Origin of the sequence: Azospirillum brasilense (assembly GCF_005222205.1) — a bacterium.
Taxonomy (GTDB): Bacteria; Pseudomonadota; Alphaproteobacteria; order Azospirillales; family Azospirillaceae; genus Azospirillum; species Azospirillum brasilense_G.
The window spans coordinates 518,213-543,487 of record NZ_CP032347.1 but is presented as its reverse complement, the minus strand read 5'-3'; the positions used below and the strand labels follow the sequence as shown (position 1 = coordinate 543,487).

21 protein-coding genes are annotated in these 25,275 nt (G+C 70.4%); 15 read left to right on the top strand and 6 right to left on the bottom strand.

The genetic code is table 11. The features are described from left to right. Positions 1-5: 5 nt before the first annotated feature. The 8 genes from D3869_RS24525 to D3869_RS24490 all read left to right on the top strand — a co-directional run bounded on the left by D3869_RS24525 (position 6) and on the right by D3869_RS24490 (position 9,178). Positions 6-455: a MaoC family dehydratase gene (locus D3869_RS24525; RefSeq protein WP_014242262.1), complete on the top strand. Its 450-nt coding sequence runs from the start codon at positions 6-8 to the stop codon at positions 453-455. Continuing rightward, positions 452-1,222: an SDR family oxidoreductase gene (locus tag D3869_RS24520; protein ID WP_137142386.1), complete on the top strand. Its 771-nt coding sequence runs from the start codon at positions 452-454 to the stop codon at positions 1,220-1,222. Before D3869_RS24525 ends, D3869_RS24520 begins: the two co-directional genes overlap by 4 nt. A gap of 68 nt (positions 1,223-1,290) precedes the next feature. Continuing rightward, the gene (locus D3869_RS24515; RefSeq protein WP_137142385.1) at positions 1,291-2,346 is read left to right on the top strand and encodes an ABC transporter substrate-binding protein; all 1,056 of its coding nucleotides are present in this window, start codon (positions 1,291-1,293) and stop codon (positions 2,344-2,346) included. A 177-nt stretch (positions 2,347-2,523) separates the two neighbouring features. Continuing rightward, the gene (locus D3869_RS24510) at positions 2,524-4,317 is read left to right on the top strand and encodes an ABC transporter permease (protein ID WP_175426593.1); all 1,794 of its coding nucleotides are present in this window, start codon (positions 2,524-2,526) and stop codon (positions 4,315-4,317) included. Continuing rightward, positions 4,314-5,396: an ABC transporter ATP-binding protein gene (locus D3869_RS24505; protein ID WP_094305705.1), complete on the top strand. Its 1,083-nt coding sequence runs from the start codon at positions 4,314-4,316 to the stop codon at positions 5,394-5,396. Before D3869_RS24510 ends, D3869_RS24505 begins: the two co-directional genes overlap by 4 nt. Before the next feature lie 20 nt (positions 5,397-5,416). Beyond that, positions 5,417-6,232 (top strand): enoyl-CoA hydratase, encoded by an 816-nt coding sequence (locus tag D3869_RS24500; RefSeq protein ID WP_137142384.1) that lies wholly within the window; start codon positions 5,417-5,419, stop codon positions 6,230-6,232. A gap of 135 nt (positions 6,233-6,367) precedes the next feature. Next, positions 6,368-7,948 (top strand): tetratricopeptide repeat-containing sulfotransferase family protein, encoded by a 1,581-nt coding sequence (locus tag D3869_RS24495; RefSeq protein ID WP_175426592.1) that lies wholly within the window; start codon positions 6,368-6,370, stop codon positions 7,946-7,948. Between the two features lie 3 nt (positions 7,949-7,951). Next, entirely contained in the window at positions 7,952-9,178 is a 1,227-nt protein-coding gene (locus tag D3869_RS24490) for a glycosyltransferase family 9 protein (protein ID WP_247895952.1), read from the top strand. Here the strand turns inward: D3869_RS24490 and D3869_RS24485 are convergent. The 3 genes from D3869_RS24485 to D3869_RS24475 all read right to left on the bottom strand — a co-directional run bounded on the left by D3869_RS24485 (position 9,147) and on the right by D3869_RS24475 (position 14,383). Then, positions 9,147-9,662 (bottom strand): invasion associated locus B family protein, encoded by a 516-nt coding sequence (locus D3869_RS24485; protein WP_137142382.1) that lies wholly within the window; start codon positions 9,660-9,662, stop codon positions 9,147-9,149. The genes D3869_RS24490 and D3869_RS24485 overlap by 32 nt on opposite strands. 14 nt (positions 9,663-9,676) lie before the next feature. Beyond that, the gene (locus tag D3869_RS24480) at positions 9,677-13,507 is read right to left on the bottom strand and encodes an autotransporter outer membrane beta-barrel domain-containing protein (protein WP_137142381.1); all 3,831 of its coding nucleotides are present in this window, start codon (positions 13,505-13,507) and stop codon (positions 9,677-9,679) included. Between the two features lie 450 nt (positions 13,508-13,957). Beyond that, entirely contained in the window at positions 13,958-14,383 is a 426-nt protein-coding gene (locus tag D3869_RS24475; RefSeq protein ID WP_137142380.1) for an OsmC family protein, read from the bottom strand. 224 nt (positions 14,384-14,607) lie between these two features. Between D3869_RS24475 and D3869_RS24470 the strand changes: the two genes are divergently transcribed. The 6 genes from D3869_RS24470 to D3869_RS24445 are packed head-to-tail and all read left to right on the top strand — an operon-like array spanning position 14,608 to position 22,280. Beyond that, positions 14,608-14,937, top strand: a complete 330-nt coding sequence (locus D3869_RS24470; RefSeq protein ID WP_137142379.1) for an acyl carrier protein — start codon at positions 14,608-14,610, stop codon at positions 14,935-14,937. After that, positions 14,934-16,133: an acyl-CoA dehydrogenase family protein gene (locus D3869_RS24465; RefSeq protein ID WP_137142378.1), complete on the top strand. Its 1,200-nt coding sequence runs from the start codon at positions 14,934-14,936 to the stop codon at positions 16,131-16,133. Before D3869_RS24470 ends, D3869_RS24465 begins: the two co-directional genes overlap by 4 nt. A 17-nt stretch (positions 16,134-16,150) precedes the next feature. Further along, complete coding sequence (locus tag D3869_RS24460; protein WP_432613430.1) at positions 16,151-17,098, top strand: amino acid--[acyl-carrier-protein] ligase; 948 nt, start codon at positions 16,151-16,153, stop codon at positions 17,096-17,098. 20 nt (positions 17,099-17,118) lie between these two features. Continuing rightward, positions 17,119-18,021 carry a DUF1839 family protein gene (locus D3869_RS24455; protein WP_137142377.1) on the top strand — a complete coding sequence of 301 codons (903 nt, stop codon included), beginning with the start codon at positions 17,119-17,121 and terminating at the stop codon, positions 18,019-18,021. A gap of 6 nt (positions 18,022-18,027) precedes the next feature. After that, positions 18,028-20,469 carry a glycoside hydrolase family 2 protein gene (locus tag D3869_RS24450; protein WP_175426591.1) on the top strand — a complete coding sequence of 814 codons (2,442 nt, stop codon included), beginning with the start codon at positions 18,028-18,030 and terminating at the stop codon, positions 20,467-20,469. Continuing rightward, positions 20,466-22,280 (top strand): alpha/beta fold hydrolase, encoded by a 1,815-nt coding sequence (locus D3869_RS24445; RefSeq protein WP_175426590.1) that lies wholly within the window; start codon positions 20,466-20,468, stop codon positions 22,278-22,280. Before D3869_RS24450 ends, D3869_RS24445 begins: the two co-directional genes overlap by 4 nt. Here D3869_RS24445 and D3869_RS24440 read toward each other — a convergent pair. The 3 genes from D3869_RS24440 to D3869_RS24430 form a co-directional block, all read right to left on the bottom strand. After that, a complete protein-coding gene (locus D3869_RS24440; protein WP_137142376.1) occupies positions 22,249-22,935 on the bottom strand; it encodes a phage tail protein in 687 nt (228 codons plus the stop codon). The two genes, D3869_RS24445 and D3869_RS24440, sit on opposite strands and share 32 nt — an antisense overlap. Before the next feature lie 77 nt (positions 22,936-23,012). Further along, positions 23,013-23,333, bottom strand: coding sequence for a DUF6916 family protein (locus tag D3869_RS24435; RefSeq protein ID WP_137142375.1), 321 nt, complete (start codon positions 23,331-23,333; stop codon positions 23,013-23,015). Positions 23,334-23,443: 110 nt separating this feature from the next. After that, entirely contained in the window at positions 23,444-24,115 is a 672-nt protein-coding gene (locus tag D3869_RS24430; RefSeq protein WP_137142374.1) for a phage tail protein, read from the bottom strand. 407 nt (positions 24,116-24,522) lie between these two features. On the opposite strand from D3869_RS24430, the gene D3869_RS24425 reads away from it, so the two are divergent. Continuing rightward, positions 24,523-25,092 (top strand): GNAT family N-acetyltransferase, encoded by a 570-nt coding sequence (locus D3869_RS24425; RefSeq protein WP_094305718.1) that lies wholly within the window; start codon positions 24,523-24,525, stop codon positions 25,090-25,092. Positions 25,093-25,275: the final 183 nt, after the last annotated feature.

Below are 25,275 nucleotides of genomic sequence, written 5' to 3'. Positions count from 1 at the left end.
CTAGAATGACCGCCATCCATCTCGACGACATCAAGCCGGGCGACCGGACGCGCTCCTCGCGCGTCACCGTCACCGAGGCGCACATCGTCTGGTTCGCCGGGCTGACCGGCGACTTCAACCCGCTGCACATGGACGCCGAGGCGGCCAAGGCCAACGGCTTCGGGCGGACCATCGCCCACGGCATGCTGACCCACTCGCTCAGCACCGGGCTGCGCTCCGCCATCGACGACTGGGCGATTCTCGCCTTCCTGGAGACGCGCCGCCGCTTCGTCGGCCCGGTCTTCGCCGGCGACACCGTGCATTACGAGGCGGAGGTGGCGGAGGTCCGCCCCAGCGCCTCCAAGCCCGACCGCGGCATCGTCCGCGTCGCCATCACCGTGAAGAACCAGCGCGGCGAGACCGTGCAGGAGGGCGAGGACGTGCTCTCCATCGCCCGCAAGGAGGCGCAGGCATGAGTTCCGCCACCGCACAGTCAAACCGCCTCGCCGGCCATGTCGCCTTCGTGACCGGCGGCGGCGGCGGCATCGGGCGCGCTGTCTGCGAGCGGCTGGCCGCGGAAGGGGCGGCGGTCGTCGTCGCCGACATCGGGGCGGAGGCCGCCGAGAGTGTCGCCGCCGCGCTGCGCGCCGAAGGGGCTCAGGCCCACGCCACCGCGCTGAACGTCGCCGACCGGGAAAGCTGGGGCGCCGCCGTGACCGGCCTGCCCGAGGCCTTCCGGGGCGTGGACATCATGGTCAACGTCGCCGGCATCGTCCGCGACCGCTCGCTGCCCAAGATGACCGACGCGGAATGGAGCGCCGTCATCGACGTGAACCTTCGCGGCACCTGGCTGGGCTGCCAGACGGCCTTCCGGCTGATCGGCGACCGCGGCTGGGGGCGCATCGTCAACATCGCCTCCACGTCGATCCTGGGGACCTTCGGGCAGGCCAACTACTCCGCCTCCAAGGCCGGGGTGGTCGGGCTGACCCGCACCGCCGCCCTGGAAGGGGCACGCCGCGGCATCCTGGTCAACGCCGTCGCTCCAGGGGTCGTGGAGACCGCCATCGTCGAGGGCGTGCCCGACACTGTGCGCGCGCAATGGCTGGAAAAGACACCCATCGGGCGCCTGGGCAAGCCGGCGGAGATCGCCGCCGTCGTCGCCTTCCTGGCGTCCGACGACGCGGCCTACGTCACCGGCCAGACCATCGTCGCCGACGGCGGGGCGACCACCGGCGACTACTGATTTTCGCGCAAGAACGAAGAACGACGCCGAAACGGCGGTACCGCAACAACAAGACAGGGATTGGCAACATGATGGAATTCTCGCGCCGCCGCCTTCTCCAGACCGGCGGCCTCGTCGGCACCGCCCTGGTGACCGGCGGACTGGCCGGCACCGCCTTCTCGCGCATCGCGTCGGCGGCGGACGACCCGCTCTACGCCGCCGCGAAGAAGGAAGGCGCCCTGACCCTCTACTGGGGCTCCTACGAGCAGCAGACGATGGAGGCGATCCGCGACGCCTTCAAGGCGAAGTATCCGGGCATCGAGGTCAACCTGCTCCGCCAAGCCTCGCAGACCGTCTACACCCGCCTGCGCATGGAGTTGCAGAGCGGCGTCCACGAGTGCGACTCGCTGGGCACCACCAACATGCTGCACTACACCGAGCTGAAGAAGATCGGCGCGCTGGCGCCCTTCGAGCCGGTGGACGGGGTGCACATTCCGGACGCCTTCCGCAACCTCGACCCCGACAAGATGTTCCATGTCGGCGCCATCAGCCTGACCAGCATCAACTACGCGCCGGGCAAGGTGCCGTCCCCGCCGCAGAGCTGGCAGGCGCTGCTGGAGGACCAGTGGCAGGGCAAGATCACCACTGGCAGCCCGGCCTTCTCCGGCGACGTGGCGAACTGGGTGGTCGCCATCCGCCGCAAGTACGGCGACGACTTCCTGCGCGCCTTCGGCAAGCAGAAGCCGAAGGTCGGCCAGTCCAACGTCGACACCGTCACCGACATCCTGGCCGGTGAGCGGGTCGTCGGCTCCGGCGCGCCCTTCAGCTACACGCTGACCCAGAAGGCCGCCGGCAACCCCATCGACGTGGTGGCGCCGTCCGACGATGCCATCCTGAACCTTGGCGTCACCGGCATTCTGGCGAAGGCCCCGCACCCGAACGCCGCCCGGCTGTTCACCAACTTCCTTTATTCCACGGAGGTGTCGATGATCCTCCAGAAGAACTTCTGGCCGACGCTGCGTAAGGACGTGCCCTGGGCGGAAGGGCGGTCGCTGGACCAGTTGAAGTGGACCCGCAACACCGGCGACGACCTCGGCCCGGAGGTCGCGGAAGGCATCGCCAAGTGGAAGGAACTGGTGCGCTGACCGCTGATTCCCTCTCCCGTCCCGGGAGAGGGAAGGGGCCCACGCGAAGCGTGGGAAGGGTGAGGGTACCGGCGATGGGACCATATTCAATCCTTGGCCGTACCCTCACCCGCCCGCTTCGCGGGCACCCTCTCCCGGGACGGGAGAGGGTTCTGATGGACAATGGAGGCGGACCCTATGGGGGTCATTTCTACGGACAGCCCAGACAGCGCAGCCGCGGCGACCGCGCGCCCGGCGATGGCCCGCGTGCCGCTCGCCAGGACCCTGGTCTTCGGCGCCGTCGCCCTTCTTCTCTTCCTGCTGGTGGTTCTGCCCTTCGGCTGGGTTCTCAGCAACAGCATCCACGACGACCTGACCGGCGCCTGGACGCTCGGCAACTACGCGCGGATCTTCCAGTCCGCGGATCTGCTGGAGCCGCTGTTCAACTCGCTGCTCCTCGCGGTGGCGACCGCGGTGATCGCCGTCGGCATCGGCGTGCCCCTGGCCTGGCTGGTGTCGCGGACCGACCTGCCGTTCCGCCGGACCATCCGCGTGCTGACGCTGACCGCCTTCGTCACCCCATCCTTCATCGGGGCGACCGGCTGGATTCTTCTGGCGGCGCCCAACTCCGGCTGGCTGAACGCGCTGTGGCGCTCGCTCGCCGGGGCGGAGGCGGGGCCGCTGCTGAACATCTACTCGATGACCGGCGCGATCTTCATCTGCGGCATCTACACCGTCCCCTACAGCTTCACCATGGTGTCGAGCGCGCTCGACGAGATGGCCGTGGAGCTTGAGGACGCCGCCGCCACGCTGGGCTCCGGCACGCTGCGCACCATGCTCAGCATCACCATCCCGCTGGTCACCCCGGCGGTGATCGCCAGCTTCATCCTGTCCTTCATCCAGGGGCTGACGCTGTTCGGCGTCCCGGCCTTCCTGCTGACGCCGACCGGCATCCCGGTGGTGACGACCAAGCTGGCCGAGTTCTACCAGCTCTTCCCGCCGGAAATTTACATGGCGGCCGCCTACTGCATGCCGCTGCTGCTGGTCACCGCCATGCTGTTCTGGATGCGTCGCCGCATCCTGGGCCGCAAGCAGTTCGTCACCATCTCCGGCAAGAGCCGGGCGGGCCGGCGGATCGCGCTCGGCGCCGCCCGCTGGCCGGCCTTCGGTGCGGCGCTGCTGCTGCCGCTGGTCTCGGTGTTCCTGCCCTACGCGGCGCTGCTGCTGGTGTCGCTGACCCGCGCCTGGGGCCAGGGCCTGTCGTGGGAGAACCTGTCGCTGCACTGGTACTGGTGGGCGCTGTTCGGCAATTCGGAGACGCACACCGCCATCGTCAACTCGCTGCTGTTCTCGACGTTCGCCGCGACGCTGTGCGTGATGCTCGGCACCGTGGTCGCCTACATCGTGGAGCGGCGGATGGTCTTCGGCGCCAGCCTGCTCGGCGCGGTGGCGACCGTTCCCATCATCATCCCCGGCATCGTCATGTCGGTCGGCTTCTTCGCCGCCTACACGCGGGCGCCGCTGAACCTCTACGGCACGCCGCTGCTGCTGGTCGCGGCCTTCGCGGCGACCTTCCTGCCCATCGCCTACGCCCATGGCGGGTCGATCCTCAAGGGCATCGGGCCGGAGCTGGAGCGCGCCGCCCGCAGCCTGGGCGCGGGGGAGGGGCGGACCTTCCTGTCCATCACCATCCCGCTGATGGGCGGCGGGCTGCTGTCGGGCTGGTTTCTGGTCTTCATCCCGATCATCCGCGAGCTGTCGGTGGCGGTCTTCCTGATCACCCCCAAGACCAACGTGATGACCACCCTGATCTACAACGCCAAGGACGGCGGCAATTACGAGGCGGTCTGCGCCATGAGCGTCCTTCTCCTCCTCATCACGCTGGCGCTGGTGGCCGCCGCCGGTCCGCTGACGCGCCTGACCACCGTGCGCCGCACCTCTCGCAAATCCGGTCGTAAAACCGCCCCGGCGGAAGGAGTTCTCCCCACATGAGCGGGATCCGCATCAAGAACCTCCGCAAGTCCTTCGGCACCTACACCGCCCTGCACGGCATCGACCTGCAGGTCCCCAACGGCACGCTGCTGGCCCTGCTCGGCCCGTCGGGCTGCGGCAAGTCCACCACCCTCCAGCTCCTTGCCGGGTTCGAGGCGCCGACGGAGGGCGAGATCTGGGCCGACGACGTGCTGCTCTCCTCGGCGCGCGGGGTGCTGCCGCCGGAGAAGCGCGGCATCTCCCTGGTCTTCCAGAACTACGCGGTGTGGCCGCACAAGACGGTGGCGGAGAACGTCGCCTTCGGCCTCGCCATCCGCCGCCTGCCCAAGGCGGAGATCGCCGAGCGGCTGGACCGCACGCTGCGCACCGTCCGGCTGGAGGCGCTGCGCGACCGCTACCCGTCGGAGCTGTCGGGCGGCCAGCAGCAGCGCGTGGCGCTGGCCCGCGCGCTGGCGGTGGAGCCACGCATCCTCCTGCTCGACGAGCCGCTGTCCAACCTCGACGCCCATCTGCGCGAGGAGATGCGGTTCGAGATCCGGCAGGTTCATGACTTGCTGGGACTGACCACCGTCTACGTCACCCACGACCAGTCGGAGGCGCTGGTCACCGCCGACCGCATCGCCGTCATGAAGTCGGGCCATCTCCAGCAGCTCGGTTCGCCGGAGGACATCTTCGAGCGGCCGTCCAACGCCTTCGTCGCCACCTTCATCGGCGCCAACAACGAGCTGGCCGGGACCAGCGAGGGCAACGGCGCCATCCGCGTCGGCGGCCATGTGCTGACCGCCCCCGACCGCAGCGGTGCGGCGCATGGCGGGACGGTGTCGCTGTGCGTCCGGCCCTCCCAGGTGCGGCTGTTCGGCGCCGAGGAGACGGGGTTGCCCACCGAGGGCTGCAACGTGCTGTCCGGCACGGTCCGGCGCTCCGCCTATCTGGGCGAGTACCGCGATGTGCTGGTGGATCTGGGAGGCGGGCGGACGCTGCGCGCCTTCATCCCGCCCGCGCAGAGTTTCGCTCCGGGCAGCGTGGTGACGGCGCTTCTCCCCATCGGCTCCTGTCAGATCCTCGGGCCGGCGGCCTGAACCCAAGAAAGTTCCGAACGATGACCATCGCCACGACCGGCGAGGCCGACGCCTTGCCCGAAATCCTGACCGAGCGGCGCGGCGCCGTCCAGTGGGTGATCTTCAACCGGCCCAAGGCGCGCAACGCCATCACACCCTGGATGGAGGACCGGCTGATCGAGATCTGCCGGGAGGTCGACGCCGACCCGGCGGTGAAGGCCCTGGTGCTGACCGGTGCCGCCGGCGACAAGCCCGCCTTCATGGCCGGCGCCGACCTGTCCTGCCTGCAGAGCGTCAAGACGCCGGAGGACTACACGATCCTGGAGGACCGCGCGGAGACCGCGGCGATGGCGCTGGAGGCGGTGCGCGTTCCCACCATCGCCGCCCTGGCCGGCGCCTGCGTGGGGGAGGGGGCTCTGCTTGCCGCCTGCTGCGACGTGCGCATCGCCACGCCGTCGGTGCGCTTCGGCTTTCCCATCGCCCGCACGGTCGGCAACTGCCTGAGCATCAAGAACCTCGCCCGGCTGGCCGCCATTCTCGGCACCGCGCGGACCAAGGAGATGATCTTCAGCGCCCGCCTGCTGACCGCCGACGAGCTGTCCGGCGCCGGCGCCCTGCGCGGCGTCGTGCCGGAGGACGACCTCACCGAGCGCACCCAGGAGTTGGCGGAGGAGTTGGCGGGCCTCGCCCCGCTGACCCTGTGGACGACGCGCGAGGCGCTGCGCCGCTGGCGCGACCACGGGCTGCCGGCGGACGGCGACGCCGACCTGCTGCGCCTCTGCTACCTCTCCGCCGACTATCAGGAGGGCATCGCGGCCTTCCTGGAGAAGCGCCGCCCGGTGTGGGTGGGGCGGTAGAGGCTCCGCGGCGGCGTCAAACCCCTCTCCCCAAGTGGAGAGGGGATGCCCTTGCCGCCATCCGGACCCTTCACTATCCTGGGCGCCGCACCACGCGCCCATGCGGGCGTTCAGCCGCCATGGGACCCGCCTGTCATGCCGACCACGCCCGACGACCTTCCGAGCGGCGCTCCGGACGCCGCTGCGCTGGAGCGGCGGTTGCGGGCCTCCCCCGACGATCTCGCGGCGACGCAGGAACTGGCCGGACTGCTGTTCCGGACGGGGCGAGCGGCGGAGGCGGAGACTCACGCCCGCAACGCGGTCCGTCTGGCGCCGGAGGACGCGCGGTCCCACACACTGATGGCGCTGGTGCTGGCCGACACCCACCGGCCCCAGGCCGCCGAGTTCCATTACCGCCGGGCGCTGGCCCTGGCGCCGCCCGACGCCGCGACGCTGGCCAACCTCGCCTGGAGCCTGAACCGGCAGGGCCGGCTGGAGGAGGCGCGGCGGACCTACCGACGGGCCGCGGCGCTGCACCCGTCCATCGCCCTGACCTGGCACGGCTGGGCGCAGACCGAGGACGCCGCCCGCGATCTATCCGCCGCGCGACGGCTGGTGGAGCGCGCCCGGCGGCTCGACCCCGGCCACCGTGGGGCCGACACCTTCGCGGCGGCCCTTCTGGCCCGGCTTGGGGACGGCGAACGGGCGCTCGCCATCCTTGACGCCTCGGCCGCCCGTCATGGCGGCCCCGACCCCGACGCGCTGTTGGAGACGGGGCGCATCCTCGACCGGCTGGGCCGCCACGACGAGGCCTTCGCCGCCTTCTTCGCCGGCAAGGCGCTGCTGCGGCAGGCCGGGCGCGGCTACGGCGAGGAGGAGGCGGTGGACCTCATCGCGCGCCTCGCCACCTTCTTCGTGGCGCCGCGCCTGCGCCTGATGCCACGGCCCGCCGCTCCCGCCGCCGGAGCGCAGCCGGTCTTCATCGTCGGCGCCCCGCGGTCCGGCACCACGCTGGTCGAGCAGATCCTGTCCTGCCATCCCGCCATCGCCGCAGGGGACGAGCTGCCCTCGCTCGGCGCGGTGGTGCGGGCGCTGCCGCAGACGCTGGGCAGCCCGCTCGGCTATCCCGAAGCGTTGTCGGAGCTGTGGATGGGTGACCAGCGCGACGGGCTGGAGCGGCTGCGTGACGCCTATCTGCGCCACGCCCGCAAGCTGGTTCCGGCCAAGCCCGGCCACACGCTGTTCACCGACAAGATGCCCTTCAACGAGACGCATCTCGGTTTGATCGCGCTGATGTTCCCCTCAGCGCCGGTGGTTCATGTGCTGCGCCACCCGCTGGACGTGGTGCTGTCGATGATGGGCACCAACCTCACCCACGGCTTCCATTGCGCCAACGATGTCGAGACAGCGGCGCGCCACGTCCTGCGGGTGTTCGATCTGGTGGAGCACTACCGGCGGGAGATGCCGTTGCGCTACCTGCCGCTGCGCTACGAGGATCTGGTGCGGGAGCCGGAACCGGCGGTGCGGCGTCTGCTGGGCTTCCTCGGGCTGGGTTTCGACCGCCGTTGCCTGCGCTTCGAGGAGAACCGGCGCCACGCCCGCACGCCCAGCCACGCCCAGGTCGCGGAAAAGCTCTACAGCCGCTCCGTCGGCCGCCACCGCGCCTACATGGACCATCTGAAGCCGGTGGTTCCGATCCTGGAGCCGGTCATTCTCGGCCTGGGCTACAGCCTGTAACACATGCCACCCATGCCCCCGTCCGACAGCGACCTCTGCGAAATCCGCCGCCGCGAAGGCCGGCTGGACGAGGCCGCCGCCCATGGCCGTCGCGCCGTCACGCTCGATCCCAGCGACGCGGCGGGCTGGTACAATCTGGGCTTGGCTCTCTACGACCGGCTTGAGGTCGCGGCGTCCATCGCCTGCGAGCGGCGGGCCATCCGGCTCGCCCCGGACGCGCCGGGTCCGCATTTCGAACTGGCCGAGGGGCTGCTGCTCTCCGGGCAATGGGAGGAAGGCTGGCAAGAGTATGAATGGCGCTGGCGTCTTCCCGGCGTGCCGCCGCCGGTCCCGCCGGCCATTCTGAAGCGGTTTGGGGACGCCATCCCGAAACCCTGGGACGGCAGCGTCTTGCCCGGTGGCACTCTGCTGCTGGTCGCCGACCAGGGCTTCGGAGACACCATCCAATTCGCGCGCTACCTGCCGATGGCGGCGGCGCTCTGCCCCAATCTCGTGGTGGCGTGCAGCCCGGACATGCTGCCGGTGATCCGGTCCCTTCCCGGCGGTTACCCGACCGTCACCGCCTGGGAGGAGGCGCCGCCTTTCGACGCCTATGCCGCGCTGTCCAGCCTGCCGGGGCTGTTCGGCACGAGGATCGACACGATTCCGGCGCCGCTTCCCGGCCTGCGGGCCGAGCCGGAGCGGGTGGAGCGTTGGACGGAGCGCCTGGATGGGCTGCTGCCCCATGGCTACCGCCGCGTGGGGCTGGTCTGGGCGGGGCGCCCGACCCATGGCAACGACCGCAACCGCTCCCTGACGCTCGCGCGGCTCGCGCCGTTCTTCGCTCTGGAAAAAACGGTTCTGGTGTCGCTCCAGAAGGGGCCGGCGCAAGCCGAGGCCGCCCGCTACTACGGCGCGGCGCCGCTCGTCGATCTGGGGCCGGAGTTGGAAAGTTTCGCCGACACCATGGCGGTGCTGGCGCAGCTCGACCATGTGGTTTGCGTGGACACGGCGGTCGCCCATCTGGCCGGGGCGATGGGGCGCCCGACCGCGGTGCTTCTGCCTTACGCGCCGGACTGGCGCTGGCTGCTGGGGCGCGGCGGTTCGCCCTGGTATCCCGCCGTCACGCTCCACCGGCAGCCGGCGCCCGGACGGTGGGACCCCGGACCATGGGACGAGGCCATCCGCGGCGCCGTCGCCGCGGTGACCGGCAGCAAACTCAGGGTTTCAGGGCGGCCAAGCCGTCGGTGATCCCCTTGGTGGAGATCGGGAAAGCCACAGCCTGCGTCCCGCCATAGGGCCGGACGGCGATCTGCGCCCCCTTGGAGCGGCGCAGCGCGGTCAGGGTCGCCTCGTCCATCGGGGCGTTGGCGAGGCAACCATCCTGGATGCATTGCTGGTAGGTCAGCGGCAGCGGCTTGCCGTCGTCGATGGTCAGCGCCGCCCCGGCGCGCAGATCGACGCCCAGCGGCAGGATGACGACCATCACCCCCTTGCCGTCCGGGGCGAAGTATCCCACCGACGCTTTGAGGATGCGGGTCGCCTGTTTGGCCTCCTTGTTCTCCATCACGCGGGTCTGCGAGAGGAAGCAGCGCGGCTTGCCGTCGGGAGGCGTCTCGCATTCGGTCTGCCAGTCGCCGAAGGTCTTCCCCGGCTCAACCGCACCGGCGGGCGCCCCGCCCGCGAGGAGGAGGGGGAGCGCCGCCAGCGCCCCCGTGATGATGGCCTTGCGCATCGCCGTCCTGGTCCTCACAGCTTCCACTTCAGGCCGGCGGTCGCCGACACCGTGTTCTCGCGGGCGCGGATCGCGTCCTGAACGGCGATGGTGGCGGTCAGCCGGTCGTCCAGAGCCACGCCCAGCCCGGCGCCGATCACCAGGGCGTCGCGGCCCGGCTTGCTGGCGTCGGCGGTGAAGGCCACCCCGCCCAGACGGTTGGTGGTGGAGGCCGTGGCGTCGGCGAAGTCATGCTCCCACGCCAGGGCGGCGTTGGGCAGCAGGCGCCAGCCGCCCACCGTCACGCTGGTGCCGGCGCGCACGCCGACCGCGCTGCGCAGGCTGGTCCAGCCCGCCGCCTCGACGTCCAGCGCCACGCCGCCGCCGGACTCACGGAAGGCCTCGCGGGTGATGCGGTCGAAGCGCAGGCCGGCCCGCGGCTCGATCCAGGCGCTGTCCGACCCGGCGAAGGCCATGCGGTGCCCGGCGGCGATTTCCACCGAGACGTCGTGACCGTCCGCGCTGCCGCTGGCGCCCTGACCCAGCGTGCCGAAGGCGATGCCGCGCGAGGCGTCGTAATTGGCGTAGCCGTAGCCGACGGCGCCCTCGACGTAGGGGCTGTCCGCCGTGCCGCGCAGGCTCCAGGAGCCGTAGAGAGTCGCCTGGTAGCTGTCCACGTCGGCCTTGCCCAGCCCGTCGCGCGAGGTGACGCGGTTGCGCAGGTAGCCGAGCGCCACGCCGCCGCTCACGCCGTTCTCATAGCTGTGGTCGGCGCCCAGCAGGAAACCGCCGATCCGTTCGGTGGTGCCGGCGGCGTTGCCGTCCGAGCCGGTCCGGCTGTAGGCCGCCAGCGGCTGGCCCCACACGCCGCCCGAGCCGCGGGCCTCACCGGTTTCGCCCACGGCGCTCGTGCCGTTGCCGCTGCCGGCCAGCCGGACGCCGGAGGAGGACGCCGCGCCGCCGCGCAGCGCCGACAGGCGGCCTTCCACCGCGCTGCCGAACAGGCGGCGGTTGGTGCGGTCGGCGGCCAGCGTGTCGGCGTGCAGCTTGCCCGAGAGCTGGTCGAGCGCCCCGGCGATGCCGCTGCCCGGCAGGCCGTAGAGGCCGTTGAACATCGGGGCGGCGACGCCCTCCAGCCGCGCCCCGGCGGCCGGGCGTAGCGCGTCCACCGCCGCGCCGGCGGCCCGCTGGTTGCGGGTGCCGCCGCGGACCGCGTAGTTGGTCGGCGTGACCACCAGCCGGACGGTGGTGGCATCGTACAGCGTGTCGAAGCGGGTGCCGGTCTCCAGCCCCGCCGTCGGCTGCGTCACGGCGGCGAAGCCGCCGGTCACGCCTCCGTCCGCCTGGACGATGGTGAAGCTCTGCCCCAGCGTGGCGGTGTAGGCGTTGGTCGCGTCGCCGCTGATGCCGCGCAGCACCGGAGCCAGCGTGCCGGCGGCGGTGAAAGACGCCCCCTGCACCCGGATCTGGTCGTGGTTGCCGGCGCCGAAGCCGGCGGTCGGGCCGTCGATCTCGGCGTTCAGGACGCTGGTGCCGGTCAGGGTCACCGCGGACTGGAAGGTCAGCACGCCGGGCGAATTGCCCGGCGACACGGTGCCGGCCAGCGTGGCCGGGCCGCGGACGGTGCCGCCGCCGCTGAAGGTCGAGCCGGCGCTGGTGGTCAGCGAGCCGGAGACCACGCCGTTCACGGTCGCCGAACCGCCATTCCCCACATCGACCGCGCCGGTGATGCCGGTGGCGGCCACGGTGACGGTGCCGTCGCTCACCGTGACCGGTGCCATGACGGCGCCGGCCAGGGTGGCGCTGCCGCCGGACGTCACGGTTACCGCGCCGTTGACCGCGCCATAGGCGGCGACGGTCAGGGTGCCGCCCGCCACCGCCAGCGTGCCGCCGACGCCGCCGCCCTCGACGACGGTCATGGCGCCGCCGCGGGCAACCGTCACCGGGACGGCCACGACGCCGCCGACCGTGGCGCTGCCGCCGTTGTTCAGGGCCAGCGTGCCGCCCGCGACCACGCCGCTCTTGGCGATGGTCAGCGCCGCGCCGTCGCCGACCGACAGGCCGCCGGCGTTGGCGATCTGGCCGGAGACGACCACCGTGCCGGGGCCGGAGGCGGCCAGCGCGCCGCTGCCACCGACGGCGCCCGCCAAGGTGACGGTGCTGCCGTCCGGCGTGATGGTGCCGCCGCGGCTGGTCACGGTGACCGACTGGCCGACGGTCAGCGGCGACGCCGGGCGCAGCGTGCCGCCGTCGAAGGTGACCGAACTGCCCTGGACCGCGCCGTCGCTGTTGGTGAAGCTGGGGCGGCTGGTGTCGATCACGCCGGTCGCCGGTGGCGTTGGCGTCGGAGTGGGCGTCGGAGTGGGCGTGGGATCGGGGTTCGGCGTCGGGCCGGGATCGGGGTTGGGATTCGGGTTGGGGTTCGGATTGGGCTCAGGTTCGGGTTCGGGCTCCGGTTCGGGCTGCGGCGTCACCTTGGTCAGGGTGAGCTGAATCCGGTTGTTCGCCGTGTCGAAGGTGGCCGTCGGGGTCAGCGTCGCGTCGCTGCCGGTGATCGCGGTGAAGGCGCCGGACACACCACCCGTCGCGGTCACGATGGTGTAGGTCGTGCTGTCGCCGTAGCCGCTGCCGGTGGAGGTGACGGACAGGTCGCCGCCGATCGTGGCGGTGCCGGTGACGGCCAGCTTGCTGGCCGTGGAGGAGGTCGTCCGGATCGCCAGCGTGCTGCCGCTCTGCTGCGTGTAGTTGCCGGAGACCGTCAGGGTGCCGGGCGCGCCGGAGCCGCCGGGCGTCACGGTCGTGCCGGACGGGCTGGTCACGTTGCCGACGACCGTTCCGGTGCCCGTCAGCGTCGTGCCGCTGCCGAGCTGCAGCCCGGTCGTCAGGGAGCCATTGACGCGCAACGTGCCGGCTTGAAGGTTCGTGCTGGTGGCGGTGCTCACGCCGCCCAGCGTCCACTCCGTTCCGTTGACGTTGAGGGTGGTCAGGCCGGAGATCGGCCCGGACAGGGTGCCGCCGCCCTCCAGAAGAAGAACTTGGTTTTGTCCCCCGGCCTGGATGCCACCGACCAGCACGCTGCCGTTCTTCAGATTGATGAAGCTGCCAGCCCCGTATGCGTTCGTCTTGATCGCGCTGAAGCCGTTTCCGGCGGCGATGGTGCCGTGGTTGACGATGGTCGACGGGCCGTTGACGAACAGCGCGTCGCCGGTGCCGATGATCGTGCCGTGGTTGGTGACGGTGGACAGCTTGGAAATGGAGGCGGCTGAGACCGCCGCGTAATCCGTCTGCATGAACTCCGTCGTCGGCCGCACGTTTTTGATCAGCGCGGCGCTGTTGGACGGGGACCCGTTGGTGAGGGTGAGGGCGTGGGAGCTTTCAATGGCGGACCAATTGCCGATGATCGTTCCGGTGTTCTCGATGACCGATGTCAGCGAGCCCCCGGAGTTGGCCAGGAGGATGCCGTGGTAGGTCTTCGGCACCGAGATCAATCCGGAATTGATGATGGTGCCGTAGGTTGCGGCGTATATGCCGTCGGCCTGATAGAAGTTGGTGTCGACCGAAATCTTGATCGTGCCCTGGTTGGTCAGGGTCCATCCGCCGGACGACTTGACCCACACGCCGGTGGTCAGGTCGGTGTACTGGTTGCCGGTGCCGCTGTCGACCACGCCGCCGGTGCTGGTGATGAGGATGTTGCCGGCGGTCGGCTCGAAGGTCTGGTTCTGGATCGTCGACAGCGTGTCCATCGGTGCCGCGTTCGCGGCCAACGACACGCCGAGCGCGATGGGGGCGGCGACCATCGCCGGCAGGCGCCCGCCCGACATCAGGCTTTGGCGGAGCGACTCGAGGGGGGACGGCGACGGCGGCATGGGCGATTCACCTTGCAAGCGGGGTGTAAGCGTTACGACCAATGGTTTACACCGTTCGATCATAACGGGTGCGTCGCTTTGCCGCCAAGATAAAATATACAAACGTATGAGAATTCGAGATTTATTTTTTGCCAAGTATTTTAAATTATGCAGAAAAAGAGGTGATGAATTTATGGATACTTGCGCAGTGAAAGTTGGAATGGGGTCTTGTCCGTTGGGGAGTGCGCAGGTTTAGCCAAGTTATGCAGAATGTTGGCATGCTCTCAATTAACGATTTGAAGAATGGGCTGATTTGAAAATGCAGAAAATTGTCAAAAACCGTATTCACATCGGACCGCAGCCCCGCTTCGGCCGTGTCGATGTGGCAAATTCCCGCACCAGAGGTTAATGGGTGGAGCGGTGCCGGCCCGGCGGTCGCTGCGCCTTCGCAGGCCGCCGGGCCGGATGCGATCAGAGAAGCCGGGCGCTCAGAGTGATTTCCGTTCCGGCCAAGGCCTTGGACACCGGGCAGTTCTTCTTCGCCCCCTCGGCCTGCTGCCGGAAGGTCTCGGCGTCGATGCCGGGGATCTCGGCCTCGCAATCCAGTTCGATCTTCGTGATGGCAAACCCCTCGCCGGCCTTGTCGAGATGGACGCGGGCGGTGGTGTGCACGCGGGTGGGCGTGTGGCCGGCCTTGGACAGGCCGGCGGACAGCGCCATGGAGAAGCAGCCGGCATGGGCGGCGGCGATCAGCTCCTCCGGGTTGGTGCCGGTGCCGTTCTCGAAACGCGACGGGAAGGAGTAAGCGCCCTCGAACGCGCCGCTGCCCAGCCGCATGGTGCCCGAGCCCTGGGCGAGATTGCCGCGCCATTCCGCATCCGATTGCCGCACAGCCATTGGTGTTCTCCCGATCATCAGAATGTTGGACGAACCAGCGCTCAAGTTAGAGCCGTCCGGGGAAACGGCAATCGCCACAGGAGTTAAGCAAGAGGAGCGTTTGGCACCCGAAAAGCACCCGGGGCATACGGAAAAGCAGAGGAAGGCGCAGAACAATTAAGGTTTTGTGGCGTTGTCCCGGCACAGGGAAAGCCAGAGGTTGAATGGGGGTAGGAGGAATGAGCATGCGCCAACCGGATTGGCAGATCGCGGCTGGAACGGCGCCGCGGGGCGGCGATGCCCCGGTGGTCAGCGCCGCCGACATCCGGACGCTTCTGGCCGACAGTGGCTGGCTGGCCATCGACGCGTCCGCCCTGTCGGACGAGGATGATCTCTACGCCGCCGGTTTGACCTCCCACGGGTCGGTGAACCTGATGCTGGCGCTGGAGGAGCGCTACGGCGTTGAGTTCCCGGAACAGCTTCTGCGCCGACGCACCTTCGAGAGCATCGCGGCGATCCGGTCCGCGGTTGCCGGTCTGCTGGGCGGCGCGCCGGGCGGGATGGGGGCCGGATGAGGGCGCCCACGCCGGACAGCCTGCCGGCGATGGCCGCCGAGGTTGCCGCAGATGCCGCCGCCATCGCCGGGCACCACGCCGACAGCGTGGACCGCGAGGCGCGCTTTCCCGTCGAAGCCTTCGCCGCTTTGCGGGACGCCCGGCTGCTCGGCCTGATGGTGCCGCGGGATTTCGGCGGCGGTGGCGGTGGTCTGGCCGACGCCGCCGCGGTGGCTCATGCGCTGGCCCAGAAATGCCCGTCCAGCGGGCTGATCTACGCCATGCACCAGATCCAGGTCGCCTGCCTCGTGCGCCACGGGCAGGGCAGCGGCTGGCACCGTGATTTCCTGGCGCGGTTGGCCGGGGAGCAGCTTCTGCTCGCCTCCGCGACGACCGAGGCCGGGATCGGCGGCGACGTGCGCTCCAGCGCTTGCGCGGTGGCGGGCGCTGCCGAAGACGAGACGGGCGGCGCCTTCCGGCTGGAGAAGCAGGCGACGGTCATCTCCTATGGGGCGGAAGCCGATGCGATCCTGGTGACGGCGCGGCGCGCGGCGGACTCGCCGCCCTCCGATCAGGTCATCGTGCCGGTGCTGCGCGGGCAGACCCGGTTGGAGGAGATCGGCGGCTGGGACACGCTGGGCATGCGCGGAACCCGCAGCGTCGGCTACCGGCTGGTGGCCGAGGCCGAGCGGGCGCAGATCCTGCCGCTGCCCTACGCCGACATCTCCGCCCGCACCATGCTGCCGGTGACCCACGTCCTGTGGAGCAGCGTCTGGCTGGGCATCGCGACCGACGCGGTGGCGCGGGCCGCCGCCTTCATCCGGGCGGAGGCGCGCAAACGCCCCGGCACCCCGCCGCCGGGGGCGCGGCGGCTGGCCGAGGCGACCGCCGGGCTCCAGGCCATGCGCGGCATGGTGCGCGGCGCGCTCGCCCGGTTCGAGGAGGCGGCGGACGATCCCGACCGCCTCACCGCCCTGGGCTTCGCGGTCGCCATGAACACGCTGAAGATCGAAGCGGCGGACATGGTGGTGCGGATCGTGGGGCAGGCGATGCTGGCCGGCGGCCTGGCCGCCTACCGCAACGACAGCCCCTACAGCCTGTGCCGCCACCTGCGCGACGCCCATTCGGCGCCGCTGATGATCAACAACGACCGGATCCTGGGCAACACGGCGAACCTGCTGCTGGCGCACAGGGACAACGGTTCTCTCTTCGGCTGAGGCTTTCTCGGAACGGAATGCGGCGGATGGACATGCGGGCAGGAAGTACACCGGCGGAGAATGGGCAGGCGGCGTTCCGCGACGCGCTGATCGCGGCCGGGCTGCTGATCCCCACGGGAGTCGACGGGCTGTACGGCCGCAGCGGCGTCTTCGAGGACGTCGTGGAGCGCTTCAACGACCTGATCACCACCTGGGGCGGCGGCGACGGGGCGGACGTCATGCGCTTCCCCCCGGGGGTGGCCCGCCATCAGTTCGAGCAGAGCGGCTATCTGAAAAGCTTCCCGCACCTGGCCGGCACCGTCCACGCCTTCAAGGGCGACGAGCGCGCCCACCAGTCCCTGCTGCGCCGGCTCGAGGAGGGGGAGGAGTGGACCGACTCCCAGATGGCGACCAACGTCGTCCTCACCCCCGCCGCCTGCTACCCCGTCTACCCCACCATCGCGGAGCGCGGGCCGCTGCCCGGCGACGGCGCGCTGGTCGATGTCTATTCCTACTGCTTCCGCCATGAGCCGTCGCTGGACCCGGCGCGGATGCAGCTTTTCCGGATGCGCGAATATGTGCGCGCCGGCACGCCGGAGCAGGTGATGGACTTCCGGCAACGCTGGGTGGAGCGGGGGCGGGCGCTGATGGAATCGCTGGCCCTGCCGGTCGCCGTCGATCTGGCGAACGACCCCTTCTTCGGGCGGGCCGGGCGGATGCTGGCCGCCAGCCAGCGCGACCAGGGGCTGAAATTCGAACTGCTGATCCCCATCGCGTCGGCGGAGCAGCCCACCGCCTGCCTCAGCTTCAATTATCATCAGGACCATTTCGGGCTGCTGTGGGACTTGCGGACGCCGGATGGCGCGGTCGCCCACACCGCTTGCGTCGGCTTCGGGATGGAGCGGGTGGCGCTGGCGCTGTTCCGCCATCACGGCTTCGACCCGAAGGCATGGCCCGCCGCCGTGCGCGCCGTCCTGTGGGGCTGAGCGGACAGGGGAGGCCGGGCATGGCGCATCCGCTCGACAGGCCGGACCGCGACTGGGCGGAGACCAACTGCTACACCGACCTGTGGCTCGGTCTGCTGCGGGCGCTGGGGATGGAGCCGATGGCCGCCCTGGCCTTCACCGTCGCGCAGGATTTCGAGGGCGACCAGTTCACCTTCTTCAAGGTCCCGCCGGAGGATCTGCGCCGGCTTTACGGGCTGGAGGTGCAGGAACTCGCCCTGTACGACCGGGTGGAGGCCCATGCGGCGGTGCAGGTGGCGCGCGGGCGTCCCGTGCTGGTGGAGGTGGACGGCTATCATCTGCCGGACACGCGGGGGACGTCGTATCGCGCGCAGCACGTCAAGACGACCATCGCGATCCTCGGCATGGACGCGGGCGCGCGCCGGCTCGACTACATCCACAACGCCGGGCGCTTCACATTGGAAGGGGAGGACTACGACGGCCTGTTCGCCCCCGCTCCCCTGTTCCCCTATGTGGAGTTCGTGAAGCGCAGCGGTCCGGCCCTGGAGGGAGAGGCACTGATGGACGCCTCGCGGGGGCTGCTGTCGCACCATCTGCGTCGCCGCCCGGCTGGCAACCCCATCGCCGCCTTCCGCGCCGCCTTGCCGGAGCATCTGGAGGTTCTGGCCGCCCGGCCCATGGATTATTTCCATCTCTACGCCTTCAACACGCTGCGGCAGGTGGGGGCGAATTTCGAGCTTCTCGGGATGCACACGCGCTGGATCGGCGGGCCGGCGGAGGCGGCGGAGGCCTGCGCCACCCTTTCCGCCACCGCCAAGGCGTTTCAGTTCCAACTCGCGCGCGGGGTGCACCGGCGGCGCTTCGGCGATCACGCGGAACCGCTGGAAGCGATGGAGCGCGCCTACGACCGCGCGCTCGGCGCGCTGCTCCGCCGCTGCGGGTGACCGACCATGGCGCGCCTTCATGCCGTGACCGGCCGCAGCGTGACGCCCCTGTCCGCGGGATGGGAACTGTGCGTGACGGAGCCGGGGGGAGTGCCTGCCGGGGACTGGCTGCCCGCCCCGGTGCCCGGCACCGTCGCCCAGGCGCTGCGCGCGGCGGGGCTCTACCGGCTGGGCGATCCGCTGCCCCTTCACGACCGCGACGTCTGGTACCGGGTGACGCTGACCGGTGACGGGCCTTGCACCCTGCGCTTCCACGGTCTTGCCACCGTCGCGGAGGTCTGGCTGGACGGCAAGCGCATCCTGGCCAGCGACAGCATGTTCCAGCGCCACGACGTGCCCGTCACGCTGCGCGGCACGCACGCGCTGCGCATCGTCTTCCGCGCCCTGAACCCGGTGCTGAAGGCGCGGAAGGGGCGGGGCCGCTGGCCGGTCCGGCTGGCCGAGCCGGCGGGGCTGCGCGCGGTGCGGACCACGCTGCTGGGGCACATGCCCGGCTGGTGTCCGCCCGTGCCGGCGGTCGGTCCCTGGCGTCCGGTGGAACTGATCACGGAGGATGGGCCGCTGCGCGTCCACTCGGCGGATCTGCGCGCTACGTTGGAGGGGCGGGATGGCCGCCTGTCCCTGACGCTGGAGGCGGCCTGGAACGGGGCCGCTTCCCCGCCGGGCTGGCTGGAGGTGGGGGAGGCGCGGGCGCCGCTCCGCTGGACCGGGCCGGGCGAACTCTGCGGCGACCTCCGCCTGCCCGAGGTCGAGCCCTGGTGGCCGCACAGCCACGGCAAGCCGACGCTCCACACCGTGCGTGCCGTGGTGGGCGACGAGCGCATTGATCTGGGATGCACCGGTTTCCGCCATATCGAGCGGGAGTCCGGCGACGGCTTCGCCCTGCGCATCAACGGGGAGCGCATTTTCTGCCGTGGCGCCTGCTGGAGCAGCCCCGACATCGTGGCCTTGCCGGGAACGCGGGAGGCCTACGCCCCCTGGCTGGAACTGGCGCGGCAGGCCGGAATGACCATGCTGCGGGTGCCGGGCATCGCCGCCTACGAGACCGACGCTTTCTTCGACCTGTGCGACGAGATGGGGATTCTCGTCTGGCAGGATTTCATGTTCGCCAATTTCGACTATCCGGCCGACGAGCCGTTTCTTGAGGGTGCCCGACGGGAGGCGGCGCAGTTCCTCGACCGTGTCCAGGCGGCGCCGTCACTGGCGGTGCTGTGCGGCGGCAGCGAGGCCGAACAGCAGGCGGCCATGCTCGGCCTGCCGCGCGAGCGCTGGAGCCAGCCGCTGTTCGACAGCGTCCTGCGGGACGAGGCGGAGCGGGGACGGCCCGATGTGCCCTACGTGACCAATTCCCCGACCGGCGGGCCGCTGCCCTTCGCCGCCGACGCCGGGCTGACCCATTATTACGGCGTCGGCGCCTATCTGCGCCCGCTGGAGGACGCGCGCCGGGCGCATGTCCGCTTCGCCTCCGAATGCCTCGCCTTCGCCAACATGCCGACGGCGGGAGCGCTGCCCGGCGTGCCGGCGGTCCACGACCCGCGCTGGAAGGCGCGCGTGCCCCGCGACCCCGGCGCCCCGTGGGATTTCGAGGATGTGCGGGACCATTACCTGGGCAGCCTGTACGGGGTCGATCCCATGCTCCTGCGCTACGAGGACCCCGACCGCTACGCGCGGCTGTCGCGCGCCGTGACGGGAGAGGTGATGGAGGCGGTCTTCGCGGAGTGGCGGCGGGCGGGCTCCTCCTGCGCGGGCGGGCTGGTCTGGATGTTCCAGGATGTCTGGCCGGGGGCCGGCTGGGGCGTGGTCGATTCCGCGGGCGTGCCCAAGGCGGCGTGGCACGCGCTGCGCCGGGCCTTCCGGCCGGTGCAGGTCCTGCTGACCGACGAGGGGGTGAACGGGCTGGCGATCCATCTGCTGAACGAGACGGCGCAGCCGGTGGAGGCGGTCCTGTCCCTGACCGCCCTGCGGCGGGGCGAGGTGCCGGTGCTGCGGGCCGAGAAAACGGTCACCCTGCCGCCGCGCAGCGCCCAGGTCATGCCGGCGGCGTCACTGCCCGACCGCTTCGTCGATCTGACCGGTGCTTACCGCTTCGGTCCGCCCACCCACGACGCGGTGGTGGCGGCGCTGTGCGAGGCGCGTTCCGGCGCTCCGGTGGCCGAGGCCTTCCATTTCCTCGGGAGCGGCCGGCTGGAGCGTGCGGAGTTGGGCCTCCGCGCCCGCGCGGAGCGGACGGACGAGGGGTGGGCGCTGATCCTGTCCAGCCGGCGGCTTGCCCGCTCCGTCCACATCGAGGACGACGGGTTCCGGGCGGAGGAGGACTGGTTCCATCTGCCGCCAGGGGCGGAGCGGCGGGTCCGGCTGGTCCCGTACCACCCCGGCGCGGCGGTGCCCGATGGCGAGGTTCATGCGTTGAACGGCCTGGACCCAACGCGCTACCGGGGGGCAGCATGACGCCCGATCCGTCCACGCCCGTTCTGTTCGAGGGATGCTTCGGCTGGCTGCACCCGGCCGGTGGGCGCCGCGGCGTCGTGCTGTGCGCGCCCTACGGTGGCGAGGCGTTGGCCACCCACCGGGCGTGGCGCCGCTTCGCCGAAAGCTTGGCCGCGGCCGGATTGCCGGTGCTGCGCTTCGATTATCCCGGCACCGGAGACAGCGCCGGCGAGGAGGACGATCCGGCCCGGCTGGAGGCGTGGCTTGGCGGCATCCGCGCCGCGGCCGCCCATCTGCGCGCCGTCACGGGGGTTGAGGAGATCGCTCTGGCGGGCTTGCGGCTGGGCGCTCTGCTTGCCGCGGCGGCGGCCCGCGAGGTGGGGGCGGACGCCCTGGTCCTGCTGTCCCCTTTTCCCTCCGGCCGGGCCTTCCTGCAGGAGTTGCGGGCGGTCGCCCTGCTCGCCGAACGGCCGGCGGGCGCCCCGCCCGCGGTCGGGCCGGAGGGGATCGACAGCGCCGGATTCCGCCTGACTCCGGAAACGGCGGAGGCTCTGCGGGCCCTCGACCTCACGCGGATGACCGAGGCTCCGGCACGGCGGGTGCTGATCCTCGACCGTCCGGAGGGCCGCGCCGCCGCGCTGGCGGAGCGGTTCCGCGCGCTGGGCGCCGATGTCGAGGAAGCGCCCTTTCCCGACCACGCGCGGCTGATGACCAGCGTCCAGCACGCCGCCCCGGACTGCTCGGCTTTCGCGCGGGTGGCGGATTGGCTGATGCGGGACAAGGCGCCCGCCGGGCCAAGCCGGACGGAGGAGGCGCCCGCACTCCGTTTGTGCCTTGCCGGCGCCGTGGAGCGCCCGCTCCGCTTCGGTCCCGGCGCCGGCCTTTTCGGCATCCTCTGCGAGCCTGCCGTCGCGGCCGACGGGCGGCCTGCCGTTCTGCTGCTGAACAGCGGCGCCACGCCGCACAGCGGCACCGGGCGCATGTCGGTGCGGCTGGCCCGCAGGCTGGCGGCGCGGGGGATCGCCTCGCTGCGCCTGGACCTGGGCGGGCTGGGCGACAGCGCGTCGAAGCCGGGGCGCCGCGATGGCCTGATCTATTGCCGGGACATGGTGGAGGACGCGCAGGCCGGGCTGGACGCGCTGGCGGCCGCGGGGCATGGCGCCGCGGTGGCCGTGGGGCTGTGCGCCGGGGCGGCGGTGGCGTTGCATGTGGCGCTCGCCGACCCGCGGGTGGTCGGGCTGGCGCTGGTCAATCCGGGCCGCTTCGTGCTGGGGGACGGCGTGACGCAGGAGGAGGCCATCGGCAGCGCGGTGAAGCCGGCCACCGCCTATCTTCCCCGTCTGACCGAGCCGGCGGTGTGGCGGGCCATCCTGCGCCAGGACCGCAAGGCGTCGCGCGTCGCGCGCGGCCTGTCGGAGCGCGCGGCCCGCCGGCTGCGCATCGGCGCCGGGCGGCTGCGCGCCGGGCTGATGGGGCGGGGCTACGCGAGGGACGACGTGCTCCACGCCTTTCACGCTCTGGCCGACCGTGGAGTCCGCACGCTGATGGTGCACAGCGCGGGCGATGTGACGCTGGGCGAACTGGAGGCGCAGGCCGGAGCGGACGGCGGGCGGCTGCGCCGGATGGGCGGGCTGCGGATGGAGCGCCTCGCCGGGGCCGACCACAGCCTGATGGAGCGCGCCGCGCGGGAGCGTTTCGCCGATCTGCTGGATGATCTGCTCGACCGCGTCGGCGCGGGTGCGGCGGGCGCCGTGCGCGGGCAGGGCCCCGGCCCACCGGAAGGGACCGGGGCTCTCCGCGTCAATCACGCGACGGGAAATAGCCCAGCATGAAGATGAAGAAGAACAGCGACTGGTAAGGCTGCAGGTTGTTGAGGGCGACCGGGGTGGAAATGACGCCGCCGCCCGCGCTCACCGCCACGGTGGCGCCTGTGGGACCGCCGCTGACCGTGCCTTGCGTGGAGAGCGCGCCCGTGAGTGAGCTTCCGGTGGGCGGCGTCGGCAGGCTTGAAGCCGGGATGTAGGGGCCGTCGAGGACAACGTCGTAGCTGGGGTCGATGAACTGTCCACCCAGCACCGCGGGAATGGCGGACGGGATGTTGCTGGTGCCGACCGCAGGGTTCAGCGGGACGGTGACCGTCGCGTTGAACGGAACGGTGCCGCCCGCGCTGCCGCCCTGGAAGGCGGCGCCGTGGGTGTGCGCCGGCAGATTGGTGCCGATGATCGTCGTGAACTCCGTGCCGCCCGCATTGCCGGTGTTGATCGTGCTGCTGGTGTAGGGGCTGGTCCCCGGCCCCACCATCACGCGGCCGCGCAGGTCCGGCAGGTTGAACGTCGAGTTGTTCGGCCCGCTGCCGAAGGCCCCGGCCGTGATCGCCCACAGGGCTTGGAACTGGGCCGAGTTGACCGCCTGTCCCAGGCATTGCTGTGTGTTCACGGGGGCGAAATTGCCGGCGAATGGAAAGACGGACCCTATATAGAAATCCATGGCGAAATCTCCGGTGGAATCGATGCGCTGGGGCGGACGGTGCGCGGTGCTTGGCGATGGCGTCGGACGGCTGGGGCTCAGTTCAGGATCAGCTCGAAGCAGCCCCGCTCGGGATCGCGCGGAATGACCCGCACGATGTAGAAGGGGCCCAGCAATCCCATCGTCGGATGGTCGATCTGGAAATAGCCGTTCCACAGCTGGCTGGGGCCGTAGGTTTCGAACAGAGCCGAAAAGGACGTGCGCTTCGCCCAGCGCGGCGTGCATTCCGGACGTGCCGTCAGCTTCGTCAGCTCGACATCCGTGATCACGGACCCGTCCTCCGGGGCCACGAAACGGAACGTCTGGCCGAGATGCGGGGCGAACATCTCGTGGGAGATGGTGGCGATGTCGATGGTCATCTCAAAAGTCCGGGCTCAAGTTCTGAAAGTACGGCTGGCGTTCCGGGCATGCATAGCCAACGCGCAGCATCCGTCCATCCGGTGTTCGACGATCGGGGGGTGTCCCCGGATCAGTCGCGCATCGGGAAGATGCCGCTGGTGACGATCAGCATGGTCAGCGCGAGATAGGGCTGCATGTTGTTCACCGGAGACGGGTTGGTGACGCCGCCGCCTGCCGCAATGCTGACCGTGCCCGTCAGTCCGCCCAGCGTGACGGTGCCGGAGGCCGAACCGACCAGCGCCGAGCCGCTCGGCGCGGTGCCGGAGCTGTAGGGGCCGTCCATGGTGACGCCAACGCCGCCGGGATCGCCGAGCTGGAACGCGCCGAGATAGTTGTTGCCGCCCACCGGGGTGCTGCTGGCGCCGACGACGGTGCTCACGGGGATGGCCGCGGCGGCGGAAACGGTCGCGTTGGTGCTGCTGCCGGATGGCGTGAAGGTGGCGGCGTGGGTGTGCGCCGGCAGATTCTGCAGGGTGAGCGTGTTGTTCGCGACGCCGCCGAAGTTCCCCGGGTTGAGCGTCAGGTTGTTGAGGTAGGGGCTGGTGCCCGAACCGACCATCACGCGGCCGCGCAGGTCCGGCAGGTTGAAGTTGGTCGTGCCGTTGCCGCCGTACATCGCGCCGGTGACCGCGAACAGGGCCTGATTCTGGCTGACCTGCATCTGCTGGCCCAGGCACTGGGCGGTGTACTGGGGGGCGTAGGCGCCGGTGAACGGGAAAATCAGGCCGAGGTAAACTTCCATGACGACACCTCCTGTTTATGAAACCGGTTGCGGCGGCCTATGGCCAGCATCCCTTAAGGACGCGCCATGCCGCCGAATGTGATAGAAAGCATACCGATATATTCTCCTGACCGGCTAGAGCCTGGGCAACAGACGATACAAAAAGTTACTTTTTTTGATTGTTATCGTTGCGGAATGACCCTTCGGTTGCATATTTGCGTATGTTTACTGACGACGGCAGCCGGAGCGGCAGGGGCGCATAGGGCGGCTCGCCGGGGGGGTGACCCGGTTCCGGCCATGGCTGCTCCGCACCGGGCCGAAGCCGAAGCGGACGACTCGCGCGATGTCCGCGACGGCGATTCTTGCGTCGGGTCCGCATCCTCGGTTATTGAGGGCGCACGCTTGTGCTACCGGAAGGGGTGTGGCCGATGGCTGTTTTGAATGGGTCGCTGCCGCTGCTCGGCGGCTTGACGGTGCGGTTTCCCCGGCCATCGGACGAGGATTTCCTCATGGGTCTGTTCATGGATGCGCGCCCCTGGCTGGCCAAGGCGCACCATGACCGTGACTTCATCCGGACGCTCTACGAACAGCAGTACAGCGCCCGGCGCATGGGGCAGGAATCCCGCTATCCGGAGCATCTGGATTTCGTCGTCGAGAAGACGGGCCAGCCGGTCGGTCGGATCGTCATGGATCTCGGCCGCTACGACTGGCGTGTGTCGGAGGTGGAAATCCACCGTCTGGCCCGCGGCAAGGGCATCGGCACCGATCTTCTGCGCAGCTTCCAGGGGACCGCGGCGCAAATGCGCATCCCGATCACCTTGTCGGTGGCCGAGGTGGAGACGCGCGTTCACTGGTTCTATCACCGGCTGGGTTTCGATCTCCTGGCGAAGACGTCGCCGTCCCTGGAGCTGATCTGGCTTCCGCCGGGCCATCCGGGAATTCAGCACCTGCCGCCGCAGATCCTGCCAGCCCAGATGCAGCAGGGCGGAGCGTCCTGAGCCGGAATCCTTGATGACACCGCTGGGCGGCCCGCCCTCTCCGAATCGCGTCTCGGCACGGTCATGGCTTGCCGGGCCTGTGACATCGGTGTGTGGTGTTTTGCACGCAAATGTTTGACCTCGCCACGACGCTCGCTCGCCGACAGCGAAATGACGGTGTGAAAAGCATACCAACATATGCGT

What these genes read in the sequence shown, in the direction of transcription:
- D3869_RS24425 (WP_094305718.1), top strand. Translation starts at nt 24,523, where the DNA reads ATGGCTGTTTTGAATGGGTCGCTGCCGCTGCTCGGCGGCTTGACGGTG.
- D3869_RS24500 (WP_137142384.1), top strand. Translation starts at nt 5,417, where the DNA reads ATGACCATCGCCACGACCGGCGAGGCCGACGCCTTGCCCGAAATCCTG.
- D3869_RS24460 (WP_432613430.1), top strand. Translation starts at nt 16,151, where the DNA reads ATGCGGCGGATGGACATGCGGGCAGGAAGTACACCGGCGGAGAATGGG.
- D3869_RS24520 (WP_137142386.1), top strand. Translation starts at nt 452, where the DNA reads ATGAGTTCCGCCACCGCACAGTCAAACCGCCTCGCCGGCCATGTCGCC.
- D3869_RS24510 (WP_175426593.1), top strand. Translation starts at nt 2,524, where the DNA reads ATGGGGGTCATTTCTACGGACAGCCCAGACAGCGCAGCCGCGGCGACC.
- D3869_RS24445 (WP_175426590.1), top strand. Translation starts at nt 20,466, where the DNA reads ATGACGCCCGATCCGTCCACGCCCGTTCTGTTCGAGGGATGCTTCGGC.
- D3869_RS24440 (WP_137142376.1), bottom strand. Translation starts at nt 22,935, where the DNA reads ATGGATTTCTATATAGGGTCCGTCTTTCCATTCGCCGGCAATTTCGCC.
- D3869_RS24495 (WP_175426592.1), top strand. Translation starts at nt 6,368, where the DNA reads ATGCCGACCACGCCCGACGACCTTCCGAGCGGCGCTCCGGACGCCGCT.
- D3869_RS24515 (WP_137142385.1), top strand. Translation starts at nt 1,291, where the DNA reads ATGATGGAATTCTCGCGCCGCCGCCTTCTCCAGACCGGCGGCCTCGTC.
- D3869_RS24430 (WP_137142374.1), bottom strand. Translation starts at nt 24,115, where the DNA reads ATGGAAGTTTACCTCGGCCTGATTTTCCCGTTCACCGGCGCCTACGCC.
- D3869_RS24435 (WP_137142375.1), bottom strand. Translation starts at nt 23,333, where the DNA reads ATGACCATCGACATCGCCACCATCTCCCACGAGATGTTCGCCCCGCAT.
- D3869_RS24485 (WP_137142382.1), bottom strand. Translation starts at nt 9,662, where the DNA reads ATGCGCAAGGCCATCATCACGGGGGCGCTGGCGGCGCTCCCCCTCCTC.
- D3869_RS24465 (WP_137142378.1), top strand. Translation starts at nt 14,934, where the DNA reads ATGAGGGCGCCCACGCCGGACAGCCTGCCGGCGATGGCCGCCGAGGTT.
- D3869_RS24475 (WP_137142380.1), bottom strand. Translation starts at nt 14,383, where the DNA reads ATGGCTGTGCGGCAATCGGATGCGGAATGGCGCGGCAATCTCGCCCAG.
- D3869_RS24505 (WP_094305705.1), top strand. Translation starts at nt 4,314, where the DNA reads ATGAGCGGGATCCGCATCAAGAACCTCCGCAAGTCCTTCGGCACCTAC.
- D3869_RS24490 (WP_247895952.1), top strand. Translation starts at nt 7,952, where the DNA reads ATGCCACCCATGCCCCCGTCCGACAGCGACCTCTGCGAAATCCGCCGC.
- D3869_RS24455 (WP_137142377.1), top strand. Translation starts at nt 17,119, where the DNA reads ATGGCGCATCCGCTCGACAGGCCGGACCGCGACTGGGCGGAGACCAAC.
- D3869_RS24450 (WP_175426591.1), top strand. Translation starts at nt 18,028, where the DNA reads ATGGCGCGCCTTCATGCCGTGACCGGCCGCAGCGTGACGCCCCTGTCC.
- D3869_RS24470 (WP_137142379.1), top strand. Translation starts at nt 14,608, where the DNA reads ATGCGCCAACCGGATTGGCAGATCGCGGCTGGAACGGCGCCGCGGGGC.
- D3869_RS24525 (WP_014242262.1), top strand. Translation starts at nt 6, where the DNA reads ATGACCGCCATCCATCTCGACGACATCAAGCCGGGCGACCGGACGCGC.
- D3869_RS24480 (WP_137142381.1), bottom strand. Translation starts at nt 13,507, where the DNA reads ATGCCGCCGTCGCCGTCCCCCCTCGAGTCGCTCCGCCAAAGCCTGATG.